This is a genomic window from Nocardia asteroides, assembly GCA_019930625.1.
In the GTDB taxonomy this organism is placed as follows: domain Bacteria; phylum Actinomycetota; class Actinomycetes; order Mycobacteriales; family Mycobacteriaceae; genus Nocardia; species Nocardia sputi.
This window is the reverse complement of sequence record CP082844.1, coordinates 2,309,286-2,334,889: the sequence shown is the minus strand read 5'-3', so window position 1 is coordinate 2,334,889 and position 25,604 is coordinate 2,309,286. Positions and strand designations below refer to the sequence as shown.

Below are 25,604 nucleotides of genomic sequence, written 5' to 3'. Positions count from 1 at the left end.
AGACATATGTCTGAGACATTCGGTCAACCCAGTGGGAGTCGAGGAAGCCATGAGCCCCAAGTCCGTAAGCAGCCAGCTCCGCGTGCTCGTCGCAGGCGGTGGCATCGGCGGCAATGCCGTTGCGCTGCAACTGCTCCGGTCCGGTATCACGGCCACCGTGGTGGAGCGGGCCGCTGCGCCGCGGCCCGGTGGACAGGCCGTCGACCTGCGCGGGCCGAGCCGGGAGGTGGCCGAGCGGATGGGCATGATGCCCGGCATCCGCGGATATCAGCTCGACGAGCGCGGCATGAGGTACGTCGACGACGAGGGCCGCGAGATCCTCCGCATGTCCGCCGAGTTGTTCGAGGGCAAAGGCGGGGTCGCCGAAATCGAGATCACCCGCGGGGATCTCAGCCAGGTGCTGCTCGACCTGCTCGCCGCCGAGGGCGGGGTGGACTACCGGTACGGCGAGTGGATCACCGCGCTGCGGCAGGACGACGCGGGTGTCGACGTGACATTCGCCTCCGGCGCCGTCGAGCGGTTCGACGTCGTGATCGGCGCGGACGGTCTGCACTCCGCCACCCGCCGGATGGTTTTCGGGCCCGAGGAGCAGTTCTCGACGTATCTCGGCGGATACATGTCGTTCTTCACGCTGCCGCGGCCGGAGGATTTGGAGCCGCACTGGTTCACGATGCATTCGCTGCTAGGGGCCACCGGCGTGGGTATGCGCCCTGACGCCGACACGGCCACTTGCAAAGCTCTCGTCGTGATCCGCGCCGCGGCGAACCCGGCGCTGCGCCGAGACGTCGCAGCCCAGCAGAGGTTCATCCGCGACCGCTTGGCCGGCGGCGGCTGGGAGTCCGCTCGCATCGCGGCGGCGATGTCCGAGGCGCCCGACTTCTACTTCGACGAACTGGCCCGGATCGACATGCCGAGCTGGTCCCGTGGCCGGGTGGTCCTGCTCGGCGACGCGGGATACTGCGGTTCACCGCTCACCGGGCAGGGAACAGCGATGGCGCTGGTGGGCGCGTATGTTCTCGCCGGTGAACTCGCCGCGCGCGCCGACAATCCCGGAGCGGGCCTGGCACGCTACGAAGAGGTGCTGCGCCCCTTCGTGACGACGGCCCAGCAGTTGCCGCCCGGCGGCCTGAGGGCGATGACGCCCAAGTCCCGCCTGGGCATTCGCGCGGGCTACACCCTCAGCAGGCTGATGATGTCCAAGGCGATGCGACCGGTCATGATGCGAATGCTGAGCAAGACCGAGAGCTACGATCTGCCCGACTACGCGGTGGTGACCGCACGCAGCTGAGTCCCGCGAGCCGTCGGGCTCGTGTTTCGACCGGAGTTCCGCGCGGCTCCGGTCGATGACGTTACCGGGATCCACACCGTGGACGCGAAGGTCCGAGTCCCAGGAGCGGAGAATCGTGCGGCGCGACCGGTCAGTCGACAACGGTCCGCTCATCCAGCAGGAACGGCAGCACGAAGTTGCGCAGCATCGCTCGTTCCTCGTCCTCGCCCGCGCCGGGCAGCGTCAGCAGCGAGACCATCGCCCGCACCACCCACTGACCGACCCTTCTGGCGGAGAGCGCGGGCAGCCCGGGACGGAACCCGGCGACGAAGTCCGTGGCGAGCGCGTCGACCACCCCAGGCGAATTCGCCAGCCGAGCCACGATCCCCGCGTTGGACGGCTCGAACCAGACCGCCAAGTGCGGCGTCTTGCGAACCTCTGCCAGCAGCGCGGTCAACACGTCGAGCAACCGCTCCCCCGGCTCCGCGCTGGTCGGGACCGCCTGAGCGCGCCACACCCGCTCAACCAGCTGACGCGCCTCCCGGCCCGCGAAGGCCAGGTAGAGCGCCTGCCGATTCTCGAAGTAGCGATACAGCGTCGCCCTGGAACAGCCCGCGGCGTCGGCGACTTCGGCCATGCCGACTCCGCTGACGCCCCTGTCGATGAACAACGCGCGCACCGCGTCGAGGATGCGCTCACCGGCCAACTCGGCGCGGCCGTCGGCCAGCCAATCGCCCCTCATGCGGGTGGTCACGCCGTGCACCGGAACGGCACAGTGGTCGGCCTGCGAACGTAGGGGCCGTTCGCGTACTCGACCGCGTCGATGTCGACCACGTACTCGGGGAACCGATCGAGCAGTTCCTCCAATGCCACCCGGGCCTGCATCCGCGCGGCGGCCGCGCCGAGACAGTGGTGCGGTCCGTGCCCGAAGGTGAGGATGCGTTGCGGATTCCGATCGATGTCCAGGTGGGCGGCGTCGGCGCCGAACGCCTCTTCGTCCCGGTTGGCCGACCCGAACACCAGCAGCACCTTGCGCCCGGCGGGCACCGTCTTTCCGGCCAGTTCGACATCGCGCGTCGCGGTGCGCGCGAGCCCTTGCACCGGCGATGTGAGCCGGGCGAACTCCTCCACCGCGACGCGAATCCGGTCCGGTTCCGCGGCGAGCGCGGCACGCTGGTCCGGATGTTGCTGCAGCAGTTGCACGGCGCCGCCCAGCAAGCCGGTCGTGGTGTCGTTTCCGCCCGCGACCATGGTCCAGGTGTAGGCGAGAATCTGCACCAGCCCGCGCACGTCCTCGTCGTCGGCGGCCATCCCCGCCTGGACCAGCAGTGACACGGTGTCCTCGCCCGGTTCGGCGCGCCTGCGTTTGATCAGCTCGGCGAAGTAACCCATCATCTCCGCCGATGCCGCCTGCGCTGTGGCGTTCGTCCGCTCGATGCTGCCTGCGACGACGGCGTCGGTCCACCCGTCGAACCTCGCCCGATCCCGCTCGGGCACTCCGAGGTAGTAGGCCACCACCATGCTCGGCAGCGGCTTGAACAGCAGCTCGACGATGTCACCGCCGCCTCGGGCCGCGATGTCGTCCAGCCGTTCGCGGACGAATCGGCGCACGACCGGTTCCACCTCCTCGACCTGGCGCGGCGTGAACCCGCGAGCGACCAACCGGCGAAAGTCGGTGTGCTGCGGCGGATCCTGCATCACGAGCGGAGGATTGTCGGTCAGGCCGAGTTCGTCGAGTTCGCCGTATTCCACCGTCAGCCCGTCGCGCGAGGAATACGTCTCGCTGTCGCGCGCCGCCGCGTACACGTGCTCGTGCCGGGTGAGCACCCAGTAGTCGTTCTCCGGTCGCGCGGCCGGTACCACGTGCTGCACCGGATCGTGCGCACGCAGCGCCGCGTACATCTCCCACGGCGATACCCAGGTGGGTCCGGAACGAAGTTCGAAAACCGGAGCCGTCCGATACGCCACGTTAACCATGTATCGACAGTAAGACAAAATACGACAACTGTCTAGAACAGGTTTCAGATGGGCCGGGCCGATGCCCTCCAGTCGGCCGAGCTGATTCCATACCCCTTCGGACCCGGTGCCGCCCGCTCGTGGGTTACCTTCGGCAGCGGCAACTCGTTGCCGGTCAGCTCCAGGAAGAGCCGGCGTGAGCGACCGCTCCGCGACCCGGGCCCGCCGGGCCGGCCACCCCTCGTAGACCGGCCCGGCGGACACCGCCCCCGAAGTCCGACCTGTCACCCCTCGAGACAGGTCGTTCCCCGGTTCGCACCTGTGGTGCTGGGCTTGTCCCGCCCGTGGGACAAACAATGCAGGCGCGGGCTTAGCGCGCACTTAAAAACACCTTGCAAGATCAAATCCGCAGGTGAGAGAGCTTTACCAACTGGTGACCCGCCCAACGCCTACCGCACGGCCCCGGATCACGGGATGATGGTGACAAGTGCGCCAAGGAGATTGGGAGCGACGATGGAAACCGTGGTGGTCTGGATTCTGGCCAGCCTGCTCTACTGGTGGGGCCTGCTGTAGGTGAGCGAACCTGGCCGCCGGTCCGGCCAGGTCCACTACATAAGGTCGTAGAAATTCTCGCTCGACTGCGCGCCGTGACGGAATCCGTCATGTCGACCGCGTTGCGTGCCGGATCCCGGCGTATTCCCCGACAGCAAGGCCCACACGCACGGGGGTGGCTCCATACTCGGTCCCGAGTGTTCCGAGAAGGAGTGGTGAAGATGCTCAGGGTCCTGCCCATCAGGTACGTCGCGGACGTGGAAGCGTGTCGGAAGTTCTACGCCGGTCTCGGACTGGCGCTCGATCCGGAGGCGAGCCTCGACGTCTGGGCTGAACTCTCGGGCGACGCCGGCGCGGTCGGGTTGCACGATTTCAGGGTGTCGAAGGGGCGACCGGCCGGATCCGTCGAACTCGGATTCGCGACCGACGAGAAGCTGGAAGTGGTCGCGAAACGCCTGCACGATCGAGGCTACGACTACGAGATCCATGACGAGGACTTCGGTCGCAGCGTGCGGGTCGTCGATCCGGACGGCGTGACACTCCAGATTCAGGAGATCGACATGGAGGTCGCCAAGGCGTCCGAGTCCGCCTTGGCGGCGCCCACGCACAACGCGTGACACCGCGGCTGGGCCCGATCCGGCAAGGCGGATGCGGGCGCGACGCCGAGTCGCGGTTTCGGTCGGGCGATTCACCGGAGACTGTCTACGGCTATCTCCGGTCCGGCCGGACACGCCGAAGGCAGGTGCACGCTTCGGCGCACCTGCCTTCGGTGGATGGATCAGCCCTTCGAGCTCTCGAGCCCGGCGCGCACGCCCTCCTCGACGCGCTTGCCGAGGTCGGTGTCCACGTTTTTCCAGTATTCGAAGACCCGGCTGAGCACCGGTTCCCGCACACCGCCGAGTACGTGGCCGACGATGTTGTTCACCAGCCGCTCGCGCTGCGCCTCGTCGAGCACCTCGCGCACGAGGGTGCCCGCCTGGGTGAAGTCACCGTCCTCGGCGTGCTGGATGTAGCCCGCCCGCACGATGGTCGGATCGAAGTCCCAGATGCCGCCGTCGGGGGCGCGCTCGGGGTCGGCGTGCGGGCCGCCGAACGAATTCGGCGCGTACACCGGCACATTCGGGTCGTTGTAGTGATACCGCATGGCGCCCTCCTTGGAGTAGGAGTTAACCTCCGCCGCCCTGGCCTGGTTCGGCGGCAGCTGCGCGTAATTGGTGCCGATGCGGTAACGGTGCGCGTCGGCGTAGGCGAAGACCCGGCCGAGCAGCATCTTGTCCGGCGAGAAACCGATGCCCGGCACGACATTCGACGGCTCGAACGCGGCCTGCTCGATGTCGACGAAGTAGTTGGCCGGGTTGCGGTTCAGCGTCCACTTGCCGACCTCGATCAGCGGGTAATCCTTGTGCGACCACACCTTCGTCAGGTCGAAGGGGTTGAACCGGTAACCCTCGGCCTCCGCCACCGGCATGACCTGCACGTACACCGTCCAGCTCGGGAAGTCGCCGCGCTCGATCGCCTCCCACAAATCCTTGCGGTGGTAGTCGGCGTCCTCGCCCGCGATCCGGTCGGCGTCGGCCTGGGTCAGGAATTCGATGCCCTGGTCGGTTTTGAAGTGGTACTTGACCCAGAAGCGCTGACCGGCGGCGTTGATCCACTGGTAGGTGTGCGAACCGTAGCCGTTCATGTGCCGGTAGGTCTTCGGGATGCCGCGATCGCCCATCAGCCAGGTGACCTGGTGGGCGCTCTCCGGACGCAGGGTCCAGAAATCCCACTGCATGTTGTGGTCGCGAAGACCGTTGCCGGGCAGGCGCTTCTGCGACCGGATGAAGTCGGGAAACTTGATCGGGTCTTTGATGAAGAAGATCGGGGTGTTGTTGCCGACGAGGTCGTAGTTGCCGTCCTCGGTGTAGAACTTCACCGCGAAACCGCGCGGGTCCCGCCAGGTGTCCGGGCTGCCCTGCTCACCGGCCACCGTGGAGAAGCGCGCCAGCGACTCCGTGCGCGCACCGGGCTGGAACAGCTTGGCCTTGGTGTACCGGCTGACGTCGTTGGTCACGACCAGCTCACCGTAGGCGCCCGAGCCCTTCGCGTGCACGATGCGCTCCGGCACCCGCTCGCGGTTGAAGTGTGCCAGCTTCTCGATGAGGTAGTGATCATGCAGCAGGATGGGGCCTTGCGCTCCCGCGGTGAGTGATTCGTTGTCGCTCTCCACCGGAATTCCGGTGTTCGTGGTGGTCGGCTTGGTCATACGGACTCCTCGGCTGGTGAACATCGTCCCGGGAGGGCTGCCCGGGGCGTCAAGGTGTGGACCGCTACTCGGAACGGCAGGTCGGGCATAGTCCCCAGAACACGACCTCGGCTTCATCGATCACGAATCCGTTAGCGTCCGAAGGGGCCAGACATGGGGCTGATCCCACGGCGCAGTCGATGTCGGCGACCGCACCGCAGCTTCGGCACACCAGATGGTGGTGGTTGTCACCGATCCGGGTCTCGTACAGCGCGGACGAGCCCGCTGGCTCTATCCGCCGCAGGATCCCGGCGCGCACGCAAGCGTGCAAGACGTCGTAGACGGCCTGCGTGGAGACCGATCCCAGCGCTTCCCGGACGGTGGCAGCCACCGTGTCGGCATCCGAATGCGGCCGCTGCGCGACCACGTTCAGTACCGCCAAGCGCGGGGCGGTGACCCGCAAACCCGCTGCGCGCAGCCACTCGCGTGGGGCGGCGCCGTTGGTGTGCATGCTTCGAGTCTGATCCTTTTCTGTAATAAGTCAAGAAAATAGTCTGGAACTACTCAAGAAAAGTGCGGAGCCCGGATCGCGCCGACAGGCCGCAACGGGAGGGGCAACCTCGAACGATGACGACGCGAAGTGGCGAGCATCACAAATTCGCACTGGAATAGGTTCGGAGACCTCGTGGTTGAACCCCCTGTCGGCGTCCGGACAGCCCCGGGCCGCACCCCTTCGTCGCTACGAGCGACCACCCGCCGAGAGGCGCTTGTGGGATGTCGACGCCCATCGTGACGCCGGACGGCGTCCGAGCTTCCAGCGCCGCCAGGACCTCTCGGACCTGGCGGCGCTGTCATTTCTTCGCATCCCGCACACTCGTCAAATCTCGCCCGCCGCGCGTCAGTCAGTGAGGTCGAAGCCGGCTCGAATGCGACGCCTGCCTCTGAACCCGATCCGCCGCATAGGAACTCCTACAGTGGCTATGACCGATATATGGGCAATGAGGGGAATCGATCATGAAACGCACGTTGTTCAGTACCGCCGTCGCCGCGTTCCTCGGCGCGGGTATGGCCGTCGCGGCGCCCGTCACGGCCGACGCCGGTGAACCATGCCAGCTGGGGTGGTCGAATGTGGGACCGCGCACCTGCGCCAAGACCGACTTCAACCTCAATCCGGTCTTGACACTCGGGAACGGCGTGTGCGCCGCCATCCTGTCGACGGGCGCGACCGCCTTCGACGGCCCCCTCTACCAGTACTCCGAAGCCCCCGGGGCCGTGCATTCGGTGGTATTGCGCATCACGCAGGGCTTTTCACCCGTAGGCGAGTGGGGACCGCAGCTGCTCGCCTGCGACGTGACGGCGATCGTGGATTGGCACAACCTCGACACCGGCCAGACCGGCAGCATCAGCCGCTTCATCCCGGCAGGCCAGCGCTTGTCACCGGCGATCGTGCTCGCCGACACCGGCCCTGGACGGGTCCGGCTCACCGTGCGAACCGACAAGCCGAATCTCCCGGCCTCCACGGAAATCGCCGTACCGTAAGGCGATCGACACGCACGCCGGTCACCGAACTCGAAGGCTGGCCGACAACCGCTGGTGGGTCGGTGACGGGCTTGTCGCGCCTGCCGCGTCCGGAAGAATGTGCGGGTCAGGAGTGGAGCGATTCGACCCTGCGGTGGACGTATCGGCACGGGCACGCAGGGGCGCCGTCGGAGTCTTCGTCGAGGTGGACCAGCACGCGGGCGCCGTCGGATCGGGTCAGTGTCCACAACCATGGTTGCGGCTCGTCGCCGAAGCCGCACAGGATCTCGCTGCCGAGTTGTGCGGCGAGCAGGGCGACCAGCTCCCAGTTGTCCAGCGCGGCCCGGTCGGATGTGGAGGGGTCCGCACTGATCGAGAACGACGCAGCGAAGTCGCCGCCGACCGGGCGATAAGTGCAGAAGACCGCGAAGGGGCCATCTCGGGGGTCGTTCCGGAGCGCCTCGTCTACGAGGTCGTCGCTGCTGACGAAGATCTCCGAGTCGGGGACCGCGAAGCATCGCCGCAGGAACTCGCGCAGTTCTTTCGCGTCGAGAGGTCGAGTGGACAGACCGTCGCACGCAATCATCCGACGAGCGTACTGAGCCGAGACCACCCGGCGGCGACTCGTTTCGGCCGAGCACGGTGCGGTCTTCATCGAGCCGAGTTCGCTCTGCGGTGGCGCGCGTGATGCGGAAGGATGCTGCTCATGGCGTCGCAGGATGGAACCTTGCATCGGCGGCTCGGGCTCACCGATTCGGTGGTCATCGGGTTGGGGTCGATGATCGGGGCGGGTATCTTCGCGGCGCTGGCGCCGGCGGCGGCTTCGGCCGGGAGCTGGTTGCTGGTGGCGCTCGCGGTGGCGGCGGTGCTGGCCTACTGCAACGCGATGTCGTCGGCGCGGCTGGCTGCACGGTATCCCGTCTCCGGGGGGACGTATGTGTATGGGCGGGAGCGGCTGGGACCGTTCTGGGGATATCTCGCGGGCTGGGGATTCGTCGCGGGGAAGACTGCCTCGTGTGCGGCGATGGCGCTGACCGTCGGTAGCTACGCATGGCCCGATCAGGCGCATGCCGTGGCGGTTGGCGCGGTGGTGGCGATTACCGCCCTCAACTACACGGGGGTGCAGAAATCGGCGGTCGCGACTCGGGTGATAGTCGCGGCGGTACTCGCCGTGCTCGCCGGGGTGATCGTGATCGGGCTGTCCGGAACGCACTCGGCGGCAACGGCGTTGCCCGACCGGATCGGTCCCCGCGACGTCCTCACGGCGGCGGGACTGCTGTTCTTCGCGTTCGCGGGATACGCCCGCATCGCCACGCTCGGTGAAGAGGTGCGCGAACCGGAGCGCACGATTCCCCGCGCCGTCATGATCGCGCTCGGACTCGCCCTCGCGGTCTACGCGCTGGTGGCGGTGGCGGCGCTGAGTGTGCTCGGCTCCGCGGGCCTGGCACAGGCAACCGATCCGCTGGCACGACTGGTCGGCGAGGCGGGCGTTCCCGCGGCCGCACCGGTGGTGCGGATCGGCGCGGTGCTCGCGACGGCCGGTTCGCTGCTCGCGTTGATCCTCGGTGTGTCCCGCACGGTGCTCGCGATGGCACGAGACCGTTATCTGCCGAGTGCGCTCGCGGCCGTGCATCCGCGATTCGGGGTGCCACACCACGCGGAGCTGGTGGTCGGCGCGATCGTCGCCGTGGTCGCGGCGCTCTTCGATCTGCGCGCGGCAATCGGCTTTTCCTCGTTCACGGTGCTGTTCTACTACTTGATCGCCAACATCTGCGCCGCCACGCTGACTGTGGAGGAGAATCGCCCACCCCGATGGATCCCAGCGGTCGGCGCGGTGGGTTGCGTCGTGGTCGGGTTCTCACTGCCCGTCAGCTCCGTCCTCTCCGGTCTGGGTGCGCTCGTCATCGGCGCTGCGTTGTACGTATCGGGCAAGCGCTACGGTCGAGAAGCCCCATCATCCCCCTGACCGCTCATGCCGATCGGCAGGCGATGGAGTCCGTTTCCGGACCGATGCGCGAATCGGATGTCCAGTTTCCCGCCACGAACCCCGCCTGTTGACCGCGCGAATCCGCCGCAGAGCGCTAGCCTTTTGCGCATGGGGCGTTTCGGTGGATTCCTGGCGGGAATCGCGGCGGTTTCGCTGGTGGCGGGCAATCTCTTCGCCGCGAACGCGGTCGCCGCGCCTGACGACCACGTGCGGTGCGCGGTCACCTCGGGACGCGATCTGGAACGCGCGGCACCGGAACAAGTGGGGCTGGATTCCACGAAGGTGCGCGACGCGATGACGTTCGCGGCCGGACGAAACCGATTCAACGTGCAGGTGTTCCGGCACAACTGTCTCATCGGCGAGGGGCCGACCAACGCCCAGACCGGCAATGTGGCGTGGAACATCTGGAGCTCGACCAAGAGCGTCGTCTCCCTGCTCGCCGGAATCGCCTGGGATCAGGGCAAACTCGATCTCGACGCACCGATAGACCGGTACCTCCCCGCGCGGCTCGGCGACGCGGAGCACCGGTCGATCACCGCCGAAGATCTGCTCACCGAAACCTCCGGCATGCGGGTGGGTGTGCTGACCGAGGGCATCACCGGCGTGATTCCGATCGACCCGGACAGCGCGGTGCAGGCGCTCGGTGTGCCGCTGGACAATCCGCCGGGCACCGTCTTCACCTACAGCCAGCGCAACGTCGACCTGCTGGCCTACGTGCTGGAACTGGCCGTCGGCGAACCACTGCAACAATTCGCGCAGCGGGAGCTGTTCGATCCGCTCGGCATTCCCCGCGGCGACTACTTCTGGGCGAAGGACCGCTCGGGGCACACCTACGGCTACGCGCACCTGATGATTCCGCCGAACGACTTCGCCAAGCTCGGACTCCTGGTCGGCAACGACGGGCGCTGGGGCGAAGAGCGGATCGTCTCCGCCGACTATCTGCGCATGGCCCGCACGCCCTCACCCACGAACGAATGCTACGGATACCTGTTCTGGCTCGGAGCGGGCTGCGCCGAGATCGCCGACTTCCTGCCCGACGATGTGTACGCGATGGCGGGACTGGGGATGCAGAACGTCTTCGTCATCCCGAGTCTCGATCTCACGGTGGTCTGGACCGGCGTCTTCGGAAACGTCAGCAGCCAGGGCCTGTCGGGCGTCGTGCAGAACACGCAGGAACTGCCCTACGAGTTCTTCCGCAGGTTGTTCGACGCGTTCGACGAGAGGCCCGTGCCCGACCCGGGCCCCTACGTCGAGCCGCCGCTGCGCCTCGATCCCCGCCGCTTCATCGACACGGACATCTTGATCGCGGTGTTCGGCATCGGGCCCGCCGCCTATCCGGGCTGCAACGTCTTCGCCTGCCTGAATCAGCCGCTGGACCCGCCGTTCGCCAACACCCCGCCGGGCTGCGCCATCCTGGTGTGTCTCGGACCCGATCCGCGCACCCCGGGCATTCGCTGAGCCGCCTCGCCGTGGACTACCCGGCCGCGGACATCCTCGTGACCCAGCCGTGCATCTCGTCGGTGCGCAATGCCGCATGGTGGCGTTTGCGCAGCACCTGGGAGATCGGGCCGGGCACGCCGTTCGCGACCACACGGCCGTCCACCTCGACGACCGGCGCCGCGCCTGCCGACGTTCCGGTGACGAAGACTTCGTCGGCGATGTACAACTCGGTGAGATCGACGGTGCGTTCCACCACCGGAATGCCGTCTTCGGCCGCCAAAGTGAGCACGGTCCTGCGATTGATGCCGTCGAGAATGTCGCAGGAGACATCGGGGGTGATCAGCGTGCCGCCGCGGACGAGGAAGATATTGGCCGCGCTGAGTTCGCAGACGTGTCCGTTGCCATCGAGGAATACGCAGTCGTCGTAGCCGCTGTCGATCGCGTCCTGCTTGGCCAGAACCGAATTCACATATGCCCCGTTGACCTTCGCCCGGGACGGAATCGCGTTGTCCGGAATGCGCCGCCACGGACTGGACTTCAACCGCATGCCGTTCTGCGGGACGATGGGCACGGCGTCGTAGACGAACATGCTCATCCGAATCGCGCACCCGCGCACCCGCGTGCCCGGAATGGACTCGACGACGTGGACGGTCGCCCGGACGAAGACGTCCTCACGGGGAGCGTTGGTCGCGATCAGCTCCACAACCGCCGCGCGGAACCGCTCGTAATCCCACTCCGCCGCGAACCGATCGATCCCGATGATCTTGCAGGATTCCTCGAGCCGACGGAAGTGATCGTCCAGTCGGAAGGCGGTACGCGCTGCCCCATCCACGTGCACGGGGAAGACGGTGTAGACACTGAGTCCGTACAACACCGCCGACGATGCGACGCCGACCGTGGCCGCGTCAGCCGCGACAATCCGGTCGCCGAGATACACGTGAGGATGAGGGTAAGCCATCGGCGCAGGCTAACAGCCGCGCTACGCGACGAGCGAGACGTTTTCGGGGGGGACCATACAGGCGTCAGTCGTAGTGCTTGCCGACCTTGGCAATCCATATCGCATCGTCGACGACCCGGTAGACGATGCGATGCTCCTGCGTGATCCGGCGTGACCAATAGCCCGACAGGTCGTGCTTCAACGGCTCGGGCTTACCGATGCCTTCGAAGGGGTCGCTCAGAATGGCTTTGATCAGCACATTGACCTTCTTCAAAACAAGCCGGTCGCGCTGCAGCCACGCCGAATATTCCTCCCAAGCGGACTCGGAGAAAACGACCTTCATTCGATGAGGTCGCGTACGACGCCGCCACCACCCTCGAGTTCCTGAATCGATCGGCGTAGCCGCGCCCCGTCACGCCCGCTCAACAACTCCACGGTCGTCATCAGCGAGTCGTAGTCTTCCTTGGATATCAACACGGCGTTCCCCCCCTTGGACACGATCTCGATTGTGTCGTGATCCTCGTTGACCTTCCTGATCAAGGGGAATAGATTCTTGCGCGCCTCACTAGCGGTAATCGCGGCAGCCATGATCCCTCCTGGCCAGTAGTACGAAATATGGTACCACTGTTGCTAGGTCTACTGCGACAGAAGCGGCCACGAGCGCCGTTCGGCCGACCAGGTCCACGACGACGAACGGGCCGCGGGAATCCCGCGGCCCGTTCGATCGAGGAATTCTCAGCGCTCGCTGAGCAGCACTTCGGCGATCTGGATGGTATTGAGGGCAGCGCCTTTTCGCAGGTTGTCGCCCGAGATGAACAGCGCGAGCCCGCGACCGTCCGGCACACCCGGGTCTTGGCGGATGCGGCCGACGAGCGAATCATCGATGCCCGCCGCGGCGAGCGGGGTCGGCACGTCCACCAGCTTCACGCCGGGCGCCTTGGCCAGGATCTCCTTGGCGTGCTCGACCGACAGCGGCTCGGCGAATTCGGCGTTCACCGACAGCGAGTGGCCGGTGAAGACCGGTACGCGCACGCAGGTGCCGCTCACCGCCAGATCCGGGATGCCGAGGATCTTGCGGCTCTCGTTGCGCAGCTTCTGATCCTCGTCGGTCTCTCCGGAGCCGTCGTCGACCAGCGAACCAGCCAGCGGAAGCACGTTGAACGCGATCGGCGCGACGTACTTGTGCGGGGCGGGGAAGTCGACGGCGCGACCGTCGTGGGTCAACTGCTCGGCGTCCGCGATCACCGCGCGGGCCTGTCCGGCCAGCTCCTCGACACCGGCCAAGCCGCTGCCGGAGACCGCCTGGTAGCTGGAAACGATCAGGCGGCGCAGGCCGGCGATGTCGTGCAGCGGCTTGAGCACCGGCATGGCCGCCATGGTGGTGCAGTTCGGATTGGCGATGATGCCCTTGACCAAGTTGCGGGTCTGCTCCGGGTTGACCTCGCTCACCACAAGCGGAACCTCGGGGTCCTTGCGCCACGCCGAGGAATTGTCGATCACCGTGACGCCCGCCGCGGCGAACCGCGGCGCCTGCACGCGCGACATGGTGGCGCCCGCCGAGAACAACGCGATGTCCAGCCCGGACGGATCGGCTGTCTCGGTGTCCTCGACCACGATCTCGCGGCCGCGCCACGGCAGCGTCTTGCCCGCCGAACGGGCGGAGGCGAAGAACCGCAGCTCGTCGGCCGGGAAATTGCGCTCGTCCAGCAGTTTCCGCATGACGGCGCCGACCTGTCCGGTCGCGCCGACGACTCCTACGCGCACTCCCATGACTTATCGCCCCGTTCCGGCGTGGACGACCGCGACCTCGTCGCCGCCCAGGTCGAATGCCTTGTGCAGCACCTGCACCGCCTCGTCCAGTTCGGTGTCCTTGACCAGGACGGAGATCCGGATCTCCGAGGTGGAGATCAAGTCGATGTTCACGCCCGCCTCGGCCAGCGCCTCACAGAAGGTGGCGGTGACGCCCGGGTGACTCTTCATGCCCGCACCGACCAGCGACACCTTGCCGATGTGGTCGTCGTAGAGCACCTGGGAGAAGCCGATCTCGGACTGACGCTTGGTCAGCATCTCCACCGCGCGGGCGCCCTCGGTCTTGGGCAGCGTGAAGGTGATGTCGGTCTTGCCGGTCTCGACCTTCGAGATGTTCTGCAGGACCATGTCGATGTTGATCTCCGCGTCGGCGACGGCGCGGAACACCTTGGCCGCGTAACCCGGCTCGTCCGGCAGCCCGACCACGGTCACCTTGGCCTCGCTGCGGTCGTGCGCGACGCCAGTGAGGATTGCTTGCTCCAAGGGGATCTCCTCCATCGATCCGTAAACGTAGGTGCCCTGCTTGTCGGTGTAGGACGAGCGCACGTGCACGGGCACGTTGTAGCGGCGGGCGTATTCGACGCAGCGCAGCATCAGCACCTTGGCGCCGCAGGCCGCCAATTCCAGCATCTCCTCGTAGGAGACCTGCTCGAGCCGCTGCGCGTCGGGCACGATCCGCGGATCGGCGGTGAAGACGCCGTCCACGTCGGTGTAGATCTCGCAGACGTCCGCCTGCAGGGCGGCGGCCAACGCGACTGCGGTGGTGTCGGAGCCGCCACGGCCCAGCGTGGTGACGTCCCTACTGTCCTGGCTCACGCCCTGGAAACCGGCGACCAGCACGACCAGCCCCTCGTCCAGGGCGGCGCGGACGCGGCCGGGGGTCACGTCGATGATCTTCGCGTTGCCGTGCGCGCCCGTGGTGATCACGCCCGCCTGCGAGCCGGTGAACGAGCGGGCCTCGGCGCCGAGGGAATGGATGGCCATGGCGACCAGCGCGTTGGAGATGCGTTCACCGGAGGTGAGCAGCATGTCCATCTCGCGGGCTGGCGGCGACGGCGCCACCTGCTGAGCGAGATCGAGCAGCTCGTCGGTGGTGTCACCCATGGCGGAGCAGACGACCACCACATCGTGGCCCTGCTTCTTGGTCTCCACGATCCGTTCAGCGACGCGCCGGATACGCTCGGCGGTCGCCACCGAGGATCCTCCGTACTTCTGAACCACGAGAGCCACGACAGGGTCCTCCAAGATCGACAACAAACTGGTAACAGTCATTCAGACTACCGGCCCGGGGCCAGGAGTTTTGCCGCTACCTACCCGGCTTGTGGAAAACCCCACAGCCGCATCCCATCCCGGTCGCCCCGCACGGCCCGCCTCGGATGAGGGACGATGGGCGCATGAAGAGCACGCTGCTCGAGGTGAGAACGGGCCACAGAGAAGTGGTACAGGACATCACGCCGCAGTGCGCGACTTTCGCGCGCGCAGCGGGCGGCGACGGGCTGCTGCACGTCTTCGTACCGCACGCCACCGCCGGGATCGCGGTCATGGAACTCGGCGCGCGCAGCGACGACGACCTGCTGGCCGCACTGCGCGATCTCCTGCCCGCCGACGACCGCTGGCGGCACGCGCACGGCTCGCGTGGGCACGGGCGCTCGCATGTTCTGCCCGCCCTGATCGCGCCGTACGCCACCGTCCCCGTCCTGGACGGAAAGCTCGCCCTGGGCACTTGGCAGTCGATCGCGCTGGTTGATCTCAATGTCGACAACCCGGACCGGCAGGTGCGGCTGTCGTTCCTCTCCGACGCGGGCTGACCTCGACCGGTGTCCGTGCAACCACGGAGGCCGACACCCCGCATTCACCCGGACGTCAGGCGCGGGTCAGCCAGCTGACCTGAACACCGTTGCCGAACTCGATGCGCTCGGTCGGCCGGAACGTCGTCGGATGGAACTCGCCGGCGAAGCCGGGCACACCGGCGCCCGCGACGACCGGATAGCTCTTGATCACGAGTTCATCGATCTCCTCGAGCAGCGCGGCGGCGAGTTTGCCGCCGCCCGCCAGCCAGATGTCCATCCCGTCCCGTTGCTTCAGCTCGCGGACCAGCCCCAGCGGGTCGCGCTCGACCAGTTCGACGGCCGGGTCATCGATCCGGCCCAGCGTGCTGGACACCACGTACTGCTTCATGTGGGCATAGCGGCTGGTCACACCGATGGCCAAGGCCGGATCGTAGGTGCCGCGCCCCATGACCAGCGTGTCGAACTTCTGATTGGGCGCGTCCACGGCGAGGCCGACATGCGGCCGCACGTGGGTGGGCAGCGTCTCGGGGTACTCCGCGCGCAGCCACGCCCACATGTCATCGACGAGCGGGTAGAAGTCGACCTCACCATTCGGCCCAGCGATATAGCCGTCGAGTGAGAGCCCGACGAAGTAGACGAGTTCTCGCATGAGAATCCTTATCGAATAGGAAGCCGGAGGGTCAGGCCCGCGTGAACCGAACGACCTGCGCGCCGTTGCCGAACTCCTTGCGCTGCACCGGGGTGAACAAGGTAGGACGGAACGCGCCGGAGAAGACAGGTACGCCGGCGCCCGCGACGACCGGGTAGCACTTGAGGATCATTTCATCGATCTCGCCGAGCAGTCCGGCGGCGAGTTTGCCGCCACCCGCGAGCCAGATGTCCCCGCCTTCGGCCCGCTTCAACTCCCGCACGAACTCGACGGGGTCGCCGTCGACCAGCTCGACGGCCGGGTCATCGATCCGCCCGAGCGTGCTGGACACCACGTACTGCTTCAGGTGCGCGTACGGGCTGGTCACGCCGATGGCCAAGGCCGGATCGTAGGTGCCGCGACCCATCACGACGCTGTCGCAGCGCTTGTTCGGTTCGTCCACCGGCATCCCCGCGTGCGGGCGGACATGGCTCGGCACGAATTCCGGGTACGAGGCGTTGATCCAGGCCGCCATCTCGTCGTCGTACGGATAGAAGTCGTACTCCCCCGCAGGGCCGGCGATGTAACCGTCCACGGACATACCTATGTAGTAGACAAGCTTTCGCATACCCATACCGCCTAACTCGTTGTACTCTGTCCGTAGTGATCTGAAATGTAGTACTACGAATGGAGTGGTGTCAAGTGCGGACCAACCCGGAACGACGACAGGCGCTCGTCGACGCCGCGATCGAAATCCTCGCGCGCGACGGCGCACGGGGACTGACCTTCCGCGCGGTGGACAAGGAGGCCCAGGTACCGGTGGGCACGGCATCCAACTACTTCGCCAACCGCGACGACCTGCTCACCCATGCGGGCAGGCGGTTCTACGAGCGGCTACAGCCGAGCGAAGCGACCATCGCCCAGCTGACCGAGGGTCCCAAGACCCGGGCGAACATCCTGGAATTGATGAAAGAGACGGCCGGACGCATCGAGGCCTTCCGCACCGGCTACCTGGCGCTGCTCGAACTGCGCCTGGAGGCGACCCGGCGACCGGAGTTGCGCGAGGTGCTGACCGCCCGGGTGCGCGAGGACATCGAGTACAACGTGCGCAACCACCTGGAGGCGGGGCTGCCCGGCGACGAGAAATCGGTGTTGCTGCTCTACCTCGCGCTGAACTGGCTGATCGTCGATCGGCTCACACTGCCTGGAGTGTTCACCGAGGAACAGGGCCTGGAATTGATCGAAGCCGCGGTCGAGCGCGTCATCGGCGCGGAGGACTGAATCGGATCGGGCGCACCTTGCGCGAACGGTTGTGACGCACACCACTGGCGTTCGATAATGGGGCGATGATGGCACATGTAGGAGATCGACTCTGCGTGCACGGACACGTGGTGGGAGAAGTGGATCACCTGGCCGAGATCATCGAGGTCCGCGGGCCGGACGGGACGCCACCCTACGTGGTGCGTTACTCGGACGGTCACGAGTCGCTGGTGTATCCAGGGCCCGACGCCATCGTCGAGCCCGCCACGTCGGAATGAACGCGCCCTGAGATGAACGCCGCCCCGAGATGAACGTCGCCCCGAGATGAACGTCGCGCCGGGCCGAGCGTCGGCGGCTGCCTTCGCTCGGCCCGGCGCGGGCGTCCGGTCGCCCGCTAGGCGCGTCGCCTGCCCAAGCGCGTCAGCGCCAGGGCGATGAGCCCCGCGACCAGCACCTTGCCTGCCGTTTCGATGATCGCGTTGACGTCCACGGCGGGGTGCCAGGTCAGTTGACCGTCGCGTAGCACGTACGCGCCGACGGGCTTGGCGCTCACCCCGAAGCCCACGCCTTCACCTTCGCCCTCTCCGTCCGCGCCGTTCGAGCCGCCCCCACCGCCACCACCGCCGCCCCGGACCGAGGCGGCGGGAATGACGATCGCCCCGCCGGATTCGTAGGGGTCTCCGTAGACCCGGCGCACCGTGATCACATCCCGCGCCTGTGCCAGCAGTTCGGCGTATTTCATCACAACCTCCCGCCCGGACCGAGGACGCCGGAAACCGGCGTCCATTAGGGCTCGATGGTAGGCGCACGAGCCCCGATCGGCCGCATCCTTCCACTCGGAAGTTGTTCCCGCGGTTGCCGATCCCCGATCTCGACCTGATAACGGCACGTTATCCGGTTAGCCGAGAATCGGTCTGGCACAGTCAGGTTGACGAACCCGTCAAAGCGCGGAGACAATCGGCCGACTTGTCCAACCGGGGGTCGGGAGTATGCCATGCGCACCAAAACGGATATCCGATTCTTCGTCGACACCGATCCCGAACAGGTCATGGACGCTCTGACGGCCGTCGAATCGCTCCCGGAATGGTCGACCTCCTACAGTGATGTCCGGGTCGCGACACGCGACGCGCTTCGCAGGCCCAGGCGCGTCTTCGTCAAGGCGGAGCTGCTCGGCAGCTCGGATCTGCAAGTGCTGGAATACGATTGGACCGACGACCGGTCCTCCTGGATCGTCGCCGACAGCACCAGGGGCGTGCGTGGCGGCGGCTTTTTCGAAGTGTCCGACAGCGTCGACGGCACGCACGTCTGGTACCACGTCGAACTCTATCTGCCCCTCCCGGTTCCCGGATTTCTCGTCAAACGCACTTTCCGCAAGGCCAACGAAGTGGTCGTGGAGTGCTTCATCGATTTCGCCGAGCGGTTCCCCGAAACGGAGACCTATCAACCCGTATAGGCGACCGCGACGCTGCGCTCTGCGCGAAACCGGTGGCTGGGCGACGCAGCCACCCGGCGCCGGACGGGCCGGGGTGCGACGATGAGCGTCATGATCGGTTCCAAACGGGCGCGCTTCCAGCCGATGGCCGAAGGCGGCTCGGTGACCCAGCTCGAGTTGTTCTTCGACTTGGTGCTCGTCTTCGCGTTCACCATGGTCACCGCCTCGGCCGCCGAGGAGACCAGCGCGAAGAACATGGTGCGTGCGCTGCTGGTGCTCGCGGTGATGTGGTGGCTGTGGATCGCGTATTCCTGGCTCGGCAATGTGGTCCGAGCCGACGAGGGCATCGCACGGGTCGCGATGTTCGCCGCGATGGGCGGGGCGTTCCTCGCCGCGCTCACCATCCCCGAGGCATTCCAGGACGCGCCGGGCGGATGGTTCGGCCCGCTGGTCTTCGCCATCGCGTACCTGATCGTGCGATTGGTGCACCTGGGCATGTTCTGGCTGGCCAGTTCCGGAGACTCGCAATTGCGCAACCAGCTGCTGCGCTGGGCGCTCGGTTCGATCACCCTCGGCACGACGCTACTGGTCGTCGCGGCGCTGACCACCGGTCGCGTGCAGATCGCGCTGTGGATCGCCGCGATCGTGGGCGACTACCTCTGGACGCTGTTCGCGGGGACCGATTGGCGGTTGAAATCGGCCACTCATTTCGTCGAGCGATACGGGCTGATCATCATCGTCGCCCTCGGCGAATCGATCGTCTCGATCGGCATCGGGGTGGCCGGCCTCCCGATTTCCTGGCCGATCGCGCTCGGCTCCATGCTCGGCCTCGCCATTTCCGGCTTGCTGTGGTGGGCGTATTTCGACGTCGCCGCCCTCGCGGTGGAGCACGAACTCATCCGCGCCAAGGGCAAACGGCAGATCGAGATCGCGCAGGCCTCCTACACCTTCTGGCATTTCCCGATGATCGTCGGGATCATCGCGCTGTCGCTGGGACTGAAGAAGGTTCTCTATTACGTCGGGGACTCCTCACATCACACCCTGACGGACGCGCTGTACGGAATTCCGCTCTACGCCCTGTACGGCGGCGTCGCCCTCTATCTGATCGCACTGGTGGGGTTCAAGCACTACGCGACGGGGCACATCACGGCGCCCCGGGTCGTCGCGGTGGCGGTGGTGCTCGCGCTGATCCCGTTGGCCTGCGCCCTGCCCGCGCTGGCTTCGCTGTCCCTGCTGTGCGCCGTCCTGATCGCGCTGATCGCCTGGGAGACCGTGCGTTTGGCGCAGCCACGAGACGAGATCAGGCACGCGGTACCCGAGTGACGTGGTGGCGCACGCAGTCCTCGTCGGGTGTCCGCCCGTACGCGGACGGCGGCACCCGGACACCGTCGCGGACCGCGTCGCGGATCTGATCGATGTTCTCCCGCAACATGTCCGCGACGAGTTCGTCGGTGCGCGGGTCCTCCAGCACCTGGAACACGATGCGGAACGTGGTGTCGGCGATCAACCGGATGATCTCGTCGTGGAACGGGATGTAGCGCACCCGGCCCGCCTGCGGGTCCTTCTTGATCAACTCGAGGATCATCTCGTCGAGTTCGGCGCGGTTCTCCTCCAGCGCGGCCGCGATGTTGCGGGTGTAGTGGCCGGTGCGCAGCACATGCGCCACCTCGTCCATCACCGCGATCGTCATCGGACGGCGAATGGTGTCGACGATGGTCGCCACGAACCGGTTCACCACCGCGGCCGTCACCCGGTCGCCGAACACGCGGTCGGCCACCCGGGCGAGCCGGACGAGGATCACCACGATCCGCAACAACCGGAAGCCGCGGAAGAACGGGCTGGTCACCGGGATCATGCCGAGGACTTCGTACCAGTAGACCAGCGGGAAGGTCCACGGCCAGCCCGCGCGGCGCCAGCGCCACAGGAACTCGGCCGCGAACACCGCGCACAACGCCCAATCGACGACCACGATCACGCGGTAGGTGTGCCCCGACACCGGGAAGAAGGTGATCCAGGCCACCAGCGCCACGGAGACGATGGCCAGCGCCAGCATCAGGAAGTCGGTCCACAGCATCGGCGGCTTGCGCGGATAGTCCTGCGGCTGCGCCGGTTCCCGCAGACCGTATCTGTCGACGGGCGAACTCTCGCTGCCCGAGCTGGTGGTGGGAGCGGACACTGCGGATCCCTTCGACGCCGAACGGTGCCGCCGACATTAGTACGCGCAGAGCATGCCCGGCACGGTTGGCGATACCCCGGAAGCGGAGCCGGAGGAACTCTCCGCCCGGCGCCCGCGAATCAGCGACCGGCGCGGACGATCGCCTCGATATTGCGTTCGGCCAGTGCGGCGATGGTCAGCGACGGGTTGACCGTTCCGGTGCTGCCAGGGATCGCCGCGCCGTCCATCACGTACAGGCCGGGGTGGCCGTGTACCCGGCCGTGGCCGTCGGTGGCACGTCCCAGCACCGCTCCCCCGAGCGGATGCGCGGTGAACAGCGCGTTCGCGTCGTAGCCGAGAGCGCTGTACTCGACGAGGGCGTCCGCCCGCTCGGCGATCCGGCGGTCGACCGCCCTGGCCGCCGCCACGGTGTCGTCGCGGTTCTTGACCGACCAGCTCAGCCCGACCCGGTTCGAAGCCCGGTCGTAGCCGAACCGGGTGCGGGTCGGATCCAGCACCATGCCGAGCGAGGCGAGCGCGCCGGTTTCGAACGGGATACCCGGGATGTACCAGCTCTCCAGGGTCAGCGGCACGCCGGACTCGTCGAAGATCCGGCTCGCGCTCGGCACGCCCTGGCCCTGACCGGCCACCGCGCTGGCGCCGCGGGCGAGCACCACGTCACCGTTGGTTCCCCAGCCGTCGCCGATGTGCTCGTTCAGGTTCGGCAACGCACCGGTGGCCTGGGCGCGCACCAGCAGTTCGGAGGTGCCGATCGACCCCGCGCCGAGGAAGAGCCGATCACAGGTGAGGGTCCGGGTGGCCAGCACGTCACCGGTCGGCGACAGCTTCGTCACGGTGACCGCGTAGCGGCCGCCGGATTCCTGCGCGATGGCGTCGACCCGGTGGCCGGGGAAGACTCCGCACCGGCCGGTGCCCTGCGCGTACGCCAGGTAATTCTGGTTCAGGTCGAACTTGGCGCCGTTGGAGTTGCCCAGATTGCTCCTGGCCGCCGTGGCCGAAGCCCTTGTGGCGCCGGCGAGTTCACCGCGCAGGATGTCCCAGTTGAAGATCGAGTCGTTCGCCCTCGGCTGGTAGCCGGCCTTGCGCACCTGGTCGTCCCAGGCGCGGGAATGCGCGAACGGCGAGGAGTTGTAGATGTCCGCGGGCATCGGGCTCAGCCGCAGCATCTCCCGCACGCGCGGGTAGTAGACGCGCTCCATCTCGCCGTACTCGACCGTACCGCCGAAGACGTGGTCGAAGAAGCGGCGTTCCGGGGCGATCATGGCTCCGCTGAAGATCACCGAGCCGCCGCCGACCGCGGCCGCGCGCCAGACATCTATGCCCGGATACTCGGTGCAGTCCAGCACGCCGCCGAAACTGGCGAAATGCATCGGCACCTTGGTGACGCCGGTGAAGTGGGTGCGGTGCCAGAAGCCGCGGCCGTCGGGCAGGTCGTCGCCGGTGAAGATCTCCCGCCACGGGTCGTTCGGCCAGCGCGAACCACGTTCGAGCACAGTGGTGCCGATCCCCGCCTCGGCCAGACGCAACGCGGTCACCGCGGCGCCGAAACCCGAGCCGATGACGATCGCTGGGGAGTGCTCCGGCGGGTCGGGGATCGGGGCGAAGATCTCCGGCACCCAGGTACGGAACAGGGCCTCCCAGGCCGGATCCGCGGACGCCGCGCTCCTACCCGCCAACGTTCCTACAGCACCGAGCAGGGCGGCCGTGCCTGCCGCCTTGAACAGGGCACGTCTACGCACCGGTCACCTTCCATCATCAGGCTTAGCGTGCGCAGATTACCGGTATTCCCGATTTGTGAATAGATATCCGTTTTTGCTATCAGTCGAACGGCAGCTCATCCACGCGGCAGGTCGCGCCGGGAGCAGGTAACTGCAAGTCGATGAGATAACGCTCGCGCAGCTTCCGGGCGCAGTCGCCGAGCGGTGTGTGCCCGTAGCCGTCGTCGACGACGACCAACCGGGCGTTGACCAGTTCCTGCTGCGCGCGCCGCGCGGCGCTGAGCGGGGTAACCGGGTCGAATCGATTGTTGACCAACAGAGCTGGGGTGTCCGACCGCAGGATCCACGGCCCGGTATAGCGCTGGGCATAGCCCTCGGGCGGCGACGGCCAGGAAGCGCACGGCTGGCGCAGCGACAGCCAGAAAGGGCCGTAAGCCGGACTGATGCCCGCGAGTTCCCTTGCCAGCGCGGACCATTGACCCGGATCGCGCGGGAAGGTGTTGTCCGCGCAGGAAATCGCGATGAACGACTCCAGGAAGTCGTACGGTTCCTCGGTGGCCGAGAGGATCTCGCCAACGGCGTCCGGGTCGCCCGCGGGTCCGCGCTCCAGTTCGGCGAGCAGTTGGGCCAGGGCGGGCCAGCCCTGTTCCGGGTCGTACAGCAACAGCGCGTGCGACGACACCACCTCGGCGTAGGTGACCGTACGCGCCCGCTCGCCGGTCCCCACCACCACCGGCTGCGCGCGAAGCCGTTGTAGCACAGCATCATTGCGAGCCCGCAGATCGTCAGGGCGGACGGGGTCGTCCGCAGCGCGCCGCACCACGGCATCGCTCCGGCCGTCCGCCGCGAAGGCGCAGCGCGCCCGGCCCGCCTCCGCGCACAGCCGCAGGAATTCACCGAGTACTTCTTCGGTCCCGGCCGCGGTGGTCTCGATGGAGCTGCGAGTGTCGTTGGTGTAGGTCTCCGGGTCGATCATCGAAGCCAGGTGCAGCGCACGCACCCGATCGCCGAACAGCGCGCCGTATACCTGACCGAGATAGCTCGCGTAGGAACCGCCTGTGTAGGTCAGCCGCGGGTCGTCGACCGCGCGGCGCAGCAGGTCGAGATCGCGCGCGACGTCGACGGTGGTCAAGTGCCCGAGCAGGGCGCCGCCGTGCGCCGCGCACCCGGCGGCCAGCTCTCGGCTCGCCGCGTCGGCCACACGCTCCTGCTCCGGATTCACCGGCGGCAGCAACACGCCGGACCAGAACCGTCGCTGCCGCTCGGCGTCCGGGAAACACCGCACCTGCCCGCTGCGGCCGACTCCGCGCTGATCGAAGGTGATCACGTCGAAGCGGCGCGCGAGCTCGCCACCGAGCAATTCCCCCTGCGCCGCCCAGCGCAGTCCGGAACCTCCCGGCCCGCCGACGGCGGAGAACAAAGTGCCGATCCGCCGTTGCGGGTCGGTAGCCTGCTGACGCACGACCGCCAGCCCGAGGGTCGGCCCGTCGGGGTGCGCGTAGTCCACCGGCACCTGCGCGGTCGCGCACTGGAACCCGCTCATCCCCGGCTCGGTGCACGGCACCCAGTCCAGCCGCGGCGTCGGCGCGGCGTCGGCCTGCGCGACCAGGTCCGCGACCGCTGACTCGTGTCGGCTCGGCGGTCCGCCGCAGCCGCTCACCGCGGGAAGCAGCCCGGCGAGCACGGCGACGATGACGATCTTCCAGCTAGGCACGGCATTCATCCTGTGCCCCCGTGCGGGCGGGCGTCGTCACCCTGAGGATTGACATCCGACCCTGAGATCGCGGCGCGGCTCACCGCGACAGTCCGGGCAGCCGCCGTCGATTCGGCGTCCCACCGCCCGCACCGCGCCATCGCCACCGAGAGTCGGCGTCAGCCCGATGGGTACGGGCACATGCGCGCGGGGCCGTCCCCCGCGACTCCGGCGTGCGCGTTTCCGGTGCCATGAGCGGCCTCCTAGGACGTCAGAAGGCGGGTCACCGCGATCAGGCCGACCACGACGATGACCGCGCGCAGCACGGTCGGCGGCATTCGCCTGCCCATCCGCGCGCCGAGCTGTCCGCCGATGATCGAGCCGAGCGCGATCAGCGCCGCCGCGCGCCAGTCCACCTCCGCCACGACGATGAAGATCAGCGCCGACACCGCGTTCACGATCAGGGCGAGCGCGTTCTTCGCCCCGTTGAGGCGCTGGATGTCGTCGTGCACGAAAACACCGAGCAACCCGATCAGCAGCACGCCTTGGGCAGCGCCGAAGTAGCCGCCGTAGACGCCGGCGGCGAAGATCGCGGCGAACAGGATGGGGCCACCGTGCACGGGCGCGGGAGCGCCGTCGTTCTCCCTGCGGCGCTTCACCCAGCTCGCCAGTCGCGGCTGCACGACGACCAGCACCAGCGCCACGATGATCAGAATGGGCACGATCGCCTTGAACGCGCCGGCCGGCAATACCAGCAGCAGCACGGCACCCGTAATGCCCCCGAGCAGTGACGCGGTGCCCAAGCGCAGCAGCCGGTCGCGCTGACCTGCTAGTTCGCGGCGGTAACCGTGGACGCCGCTGATCGAGCCGGGGACCAGCCCGATGGTGTTGGAGACGTTCGCGGTCACCGGCGGCAGGCCGAACGCCAGGAGCGCGGGAAACGTGATCAGTGTGCCGGAGCCGACGATGGTGTTGATGCCGCCCGCCGCGATACCCGCACCGAAGACGGCCAGTTGCTCCAGCCAGGTCATACCAATCCTTAGACGTCCCGTAGGGCAAGGCCCGTACCAGCGTTGTCCACTGCGGACCGACGGTAGTGGTGTCGTCGGATCACCCGACGACGGGACCTCCCTTCCCGACGGTAGGGAGGCACGGTAAACTCGCGGACATCATGCAGCGGGCACTTCTTCTCGACCGCCGCGACGGGGTCTGAT

The 25,604-nt window shown here is 67.4% G+C and carries 27 protein-coding genes; 10 read left to right on the top strand and 17 right to left on the bottom strand.

Annotated elements, in window-relative coordinates:
• The first annotated feature begins 49 nt into the window (after positions 1-49).
• Positions 50-1,288 carry an FAD-dependent monooxygenase gene (locus K8O92_10565; protein ID UAK34264.1) on the top strand — a complete coding sequence of 413 codons (1,239 nt, stop codon included), beginning with the start codon at positions 50-52 and terminating at the stop codon, positions 1,286-1,288.
• 130 nt (positions 1,289-1,418) lie between these two features.
• Here the strand turns inward: K8O92_10565 and K8O92_10560 are convergent, their stop codons facing one another.
• Positions 1,419-2,009 carry a TetR/AcrR family transcriptional regulator gene (locus K8O92_10560; GenBank protein UAK35600.1) on the bottom strand — a complete coding sequence of 197 codons (591 nt, stop codon included), beginning with the start codon at positions 2,007-2,009 and terminating at the stop codon, positions 1,419-1,421.
• Between the two features lie 8 nt (positions 2,010-2,017).
• The gene (locus tag K8O92_10555) at positions 2,018-3,244 is read right to left on the bottom strand and encodes a cytochrome P450 (protein ID UAK34263.1); all 1,227 of its coding nucleotides are present in this window, start codon (positions 3,242-3,244) and stop codon (positions 2,018-2,020) included.
• A gap of 752 nt (positions 3,245-3,996) precedes the next feature.
• On the opposite strand from K8O92_10555, the gene K8O92_10550 reads away from it, so the two are divergent.
• The gene (locus K8O92_10550) at positions 3,997-4,392 is read left to right on the top strand and encodes a hypothetical protein (GenBank protein UAK34262.1); all 396 of its coding nucleotides are present in this window, start codon (positions 3,997-3,999) and stop codon (positions 4,390-4,392) included.
• Between the two features lie 161 nt (positions 4,393-4,553).
• On the opposite strand, the gene K8O92_10545 is transcribed toward K8O92_10550, so the two are convergent.
• Positions 4,554-6,023 (bottom strand): catalase, encoded by a 1,470-nt coding sequence (locus tag K8O92_10545; GenBank protein ID UAK34261.1) that lies wholly within the window; start codon positions 6,021-6,023, stop codon positions 4,554-4,556.
• A gap of 64 nt (positions 6,024-6,087) precedes the next feature.
• A complete protein-coding gene (locus K8O92_10540; protein UAK34260.1) occupies positions 6,088-6,513 on the bottom strand; it encodes a transcriptional repressor in 426 nt (141 codons plus the stop codon).
• Between the two features lie 617 nt (positions 6,514-7,130).
• On the opposite strand from K8O92_10540, the gene K8O92_10535 reads away from it, so the two are divergent.
• Positions 7,131-7,541 carry a hypothetical protein gene (locus tag K8O92_10535; protein ID UAK35599.1) on the top strand — a complete coding sequence of 137 codons (411 nt, stop codon included), beginning with the start codon at positions 7,131-7,133 and terminating at the stop codon, positions 7,539-7,541.
• A 106-nt stretch (positions 7,542-7,647) separates the two neighbouring features.
• Here K8O92_10535 and K8O92_10530 read toward each other — a convergent pair whose 3' ends face one another.
• Positions 7,648-8,106 (bottom strand): hypothetical protein, encoded by a 459-nt coding sequence (locus K8O92_10530; GenBank protein UAK34259.1) that lies wholly within the window; start codon positions 8,104-8,106, stop codon positions 7,648-7,650.
• Between the two features lie 120 nt (positions 8,107-8,226).
• On the opposite strand from K8O92_10530, the gene K8O92_10525 reads away from it, so the two are divergent.
• Together K8O92_10525 and K8O92_10520 are read left to right on the top strand one after the other, a co-directional pair.
• Complete coding sequence (locus K8O92_10525; protein UAK34258.1) at positions 8,227-9,486, top strand: APC family permease; 1,260 nt, start codon at positions 8,227-8,229, stop codon at positions 9,484-9,486.
• 129 nt (positions 9,487-9,615) lie between these two features.
• Complete coding sequence (locus tag K8O92_10520) at positions 9,616-10,965, top strand: beta-lactamase family protein (protein UAK34257.1); 1,350 nt, start codon at positions 9,616-9,618, stop codon at positions 10,963-10,965.
• Positions 10,966-10,981: 16 nt separating this feature from the next.
• On the opposite strand, the gene K8O92_10515 is transcribed toward K8O92_10520, so the two are convergent.
• From K8O92_10515 to K8O92_10495, 5 genes are all read right to left on the bottom strand, one after another.
• A complete protein-coding gene (locus K8O92_10515; GenBank protein ID UAK34256.1) occupies positions 10,982-11,905 on the bottom strand; it encodes an aminotransferase class IV in 924 nt (307 codons plus the stop codon).
• A 64-nt stretch (positions 11,906-11,969) separates the two neighbouring features.
• Positions 11,970-12,227, bottom strand: coding sequence for a Txe/YoeB family addiction module toxin (locus tag K8O92_10510; protein ID UAK34255.1), 258 nt, complete (start codon positions 12,225-12,227; stop codon positions 11,970-11,972).
• Complete coding sequence (locus K8O92_10505) at positions 12,224-12,472, bottom strand: type II toxin-antitoxin system prevent-host-death family antitoxin (protein ID UAK34254.1); 249 nt, start codon at positions 12,470-12,472, stop codon at positions 12,224-12,226. Before K8O92_10505 ends, K8O92_10510 begins: the two co-directional genes overlap by 4 nt.
• Before the next feature lie 147 nt (positions 12,473-12,619).
• Positions 12,620-13,654, bottom strand: a complete 1,035-nt coding sequence (locus tag K8O92_10500) for an aspartate-semialdehyde dehydrogenase (protein ID UAK34253.1) — start codon at positions 13,652-13,654, stop codon at positions 12,620-12,622.
• A gap of 3 nt (positions 13,655-13,657) precedes the next feature.
• On the bottom strand, positions 13,658-14,923 hold the full coding sequence (locus K8O92_10495; GenBank protein ID UAK34252.1) for an aspartate kinase: 1,266 nt from the start codon (positions 14,921-14,923) through the stop codon (positions 13,658-13,660).
• 164 nt (positions 14,924-15,087) lie between these two features.
• Between K8O92_10495 and K8O92_10490 the strand changes: the two genes are divergently transcribed.
• Entirely contained in the window at positions 15,088-15,501 is a 414-nt protein-coding gene (locus K8O92_10490; GenBank protein UAK34251.1) for a secondary thiamine-phosphate synthase enzyme YjbQ, read from the top strand.
• A 55-nt stretch (positions 15,502-15,556) separates the two neighbouring features.
• Here K8O92_10490 and K8O92_10485 read toward each other — a convergent pair whose 3' ends face one another.
• Positions 15,557-16,132: a dihydrofolate reductase family protein gene (locus tag K8O92_10485; protein ID UAK34250.1), complete on the bottom strand. Its 576-nt coding sequence runs from the start codon at positions 16,130-16,132 to the stop codon at positions 15,557-15,559.
• A gap of 31 nt (positions 16,133-16,163) precedes the next feature.
• Positions 16,164-16,739, bottom strand: a complete 576-nt coding sequence (locus tag K8O92_10480) for a dihydrofolate reductase family protein (GenBank protein UAK34249.1) — start codon at positions 16,737-16,739, stop codon at positions 16,164-16,166.
• Between the two features lie 59 nt (positions 16,740-16,798).
• On the opposite strand from K8O92_10480, the gene K8O92_10475 reads away from it, so the two are divergent.
• Both K8O92_10475 and K8O92_10470 read left to right on the top strand, forming a co-directional pair.
• Entirely contained in the window at positions 16,799-17,392 is a 594-nt protein-coding gene (locus tag K8O92_10475; protein ID UAK34248.1) for a TetR family transcriptional regulator, read from the top strand.
• Positions 17,393-17,457: 65 nt separating this feature from the next.
• Positions 17,458-17,649, top strand: a complete 192-nt coding sequence (locus K8O92_10470) for a DUF1918 domain-containing protein (protein ID UAK34247.1) — start codon at positions 17,458-17,460, stop codon at positions 17,647-17,649.
• 116 nt (positions 17,650-17,765) lie between these two features.
• On the opposite strand, the gene K8O92_10465 is transcribed toward K8O92_10470, so the two are convergent.
• Positions 17,766-18,113 carry a sporulation protein gene (locus K8O92_10465; protein ID UAK34246.1) on the bottom strand — a complete coding sequence of 116 codons (348 nt, stop codon included), beginning with the start codon at positions 18,111-18,113 and terminating at the stop codon, positions 17,766-17,768.
• Between the two features lie 252 nt (positions 18,114-18,365).
• On the opposite strand from K8O92_10465, the gene K8O92_10460 reads away from it, so the two are divergent.
• Together K8O92_10460 and K8O92_10455 are read left to right on the top strand one after the other, a co-directional pair.
• Positions 18,366-18,824, top strand: coding sequence for an SRPBCC family protein (locus K8O92_10460; GenBank protein UAK34245.1), 459 nt, complete (start codon positions 18,366-18,368; stop codon positions 18,822-18,824).
• A gap of 90 nt (positions 18,825-18,914) precedes the next feature.
• Positions 18,915-20,126 (top strand): low temperature requirement protein A, encoded by a 1,212-nt coding sequence (locus K8O92_10455; protein UAK35597.1) that lies wholly within the window; start codon positions 18,915-18,917, stop codon positions 20,124-20,126.
• Here K8O92_10455 and K8O92_10450 read toward each other — a convergent pair.
• The 4 genes from K8O92_10450 to K8O92_10435 form a co-directional block, all read right to left on the bottom strand.
• A complete protein-coding gene (locus K8O92_10450) occupies positions 20,104-20,922 on the bottom strand; it encodes an ion transporter (protein ID UAK35598.1) in 819 nt (272 codons plus the stop codon). The genes K8O92_10455 and K8O92_10450 overlap by 23 nt on opposite strands.
• A gap of 176 nt (positions 20,923-21,098) precedes the next feature.
• On the bottom strand, positions 21,099-22,718 hold the full coding sequence (locus K8O92_10445) for a GMC family oxidoreductase (protein UAK34244.1): 1,620 nt from the start codon (positions 22,716-22,718) through the stop codon (positions 21,099-21,101).
• A 79-nt stretch (positions 22,719-22,797) separates the two neighbouring features.
• A complete protein-coding gene (locus K8O92_10440) occupies positions 22,798-24,420 on the bottom strand; it encodes an alpha/beta hydrolase (protein ID UAK34243.1) in 1,623 nt (540 codons plus the stop codon).
• A 233-nt stretch (positions 24,421-24,653) separates the two neighbouring features.
• Complete coding sequence (locus K8O92_10435) at positions 24,654-25,421, bottom strand: sulfite exporter TauE/SafE family protein (GenBank protein UAK34242.1); 768 nt, start codon at positions 25,419-25,421, stop codon at positions 24,654-24,656.
• Between the last annotated feature and the right edge of the window lie 183 nt (positions 25,422-25,604).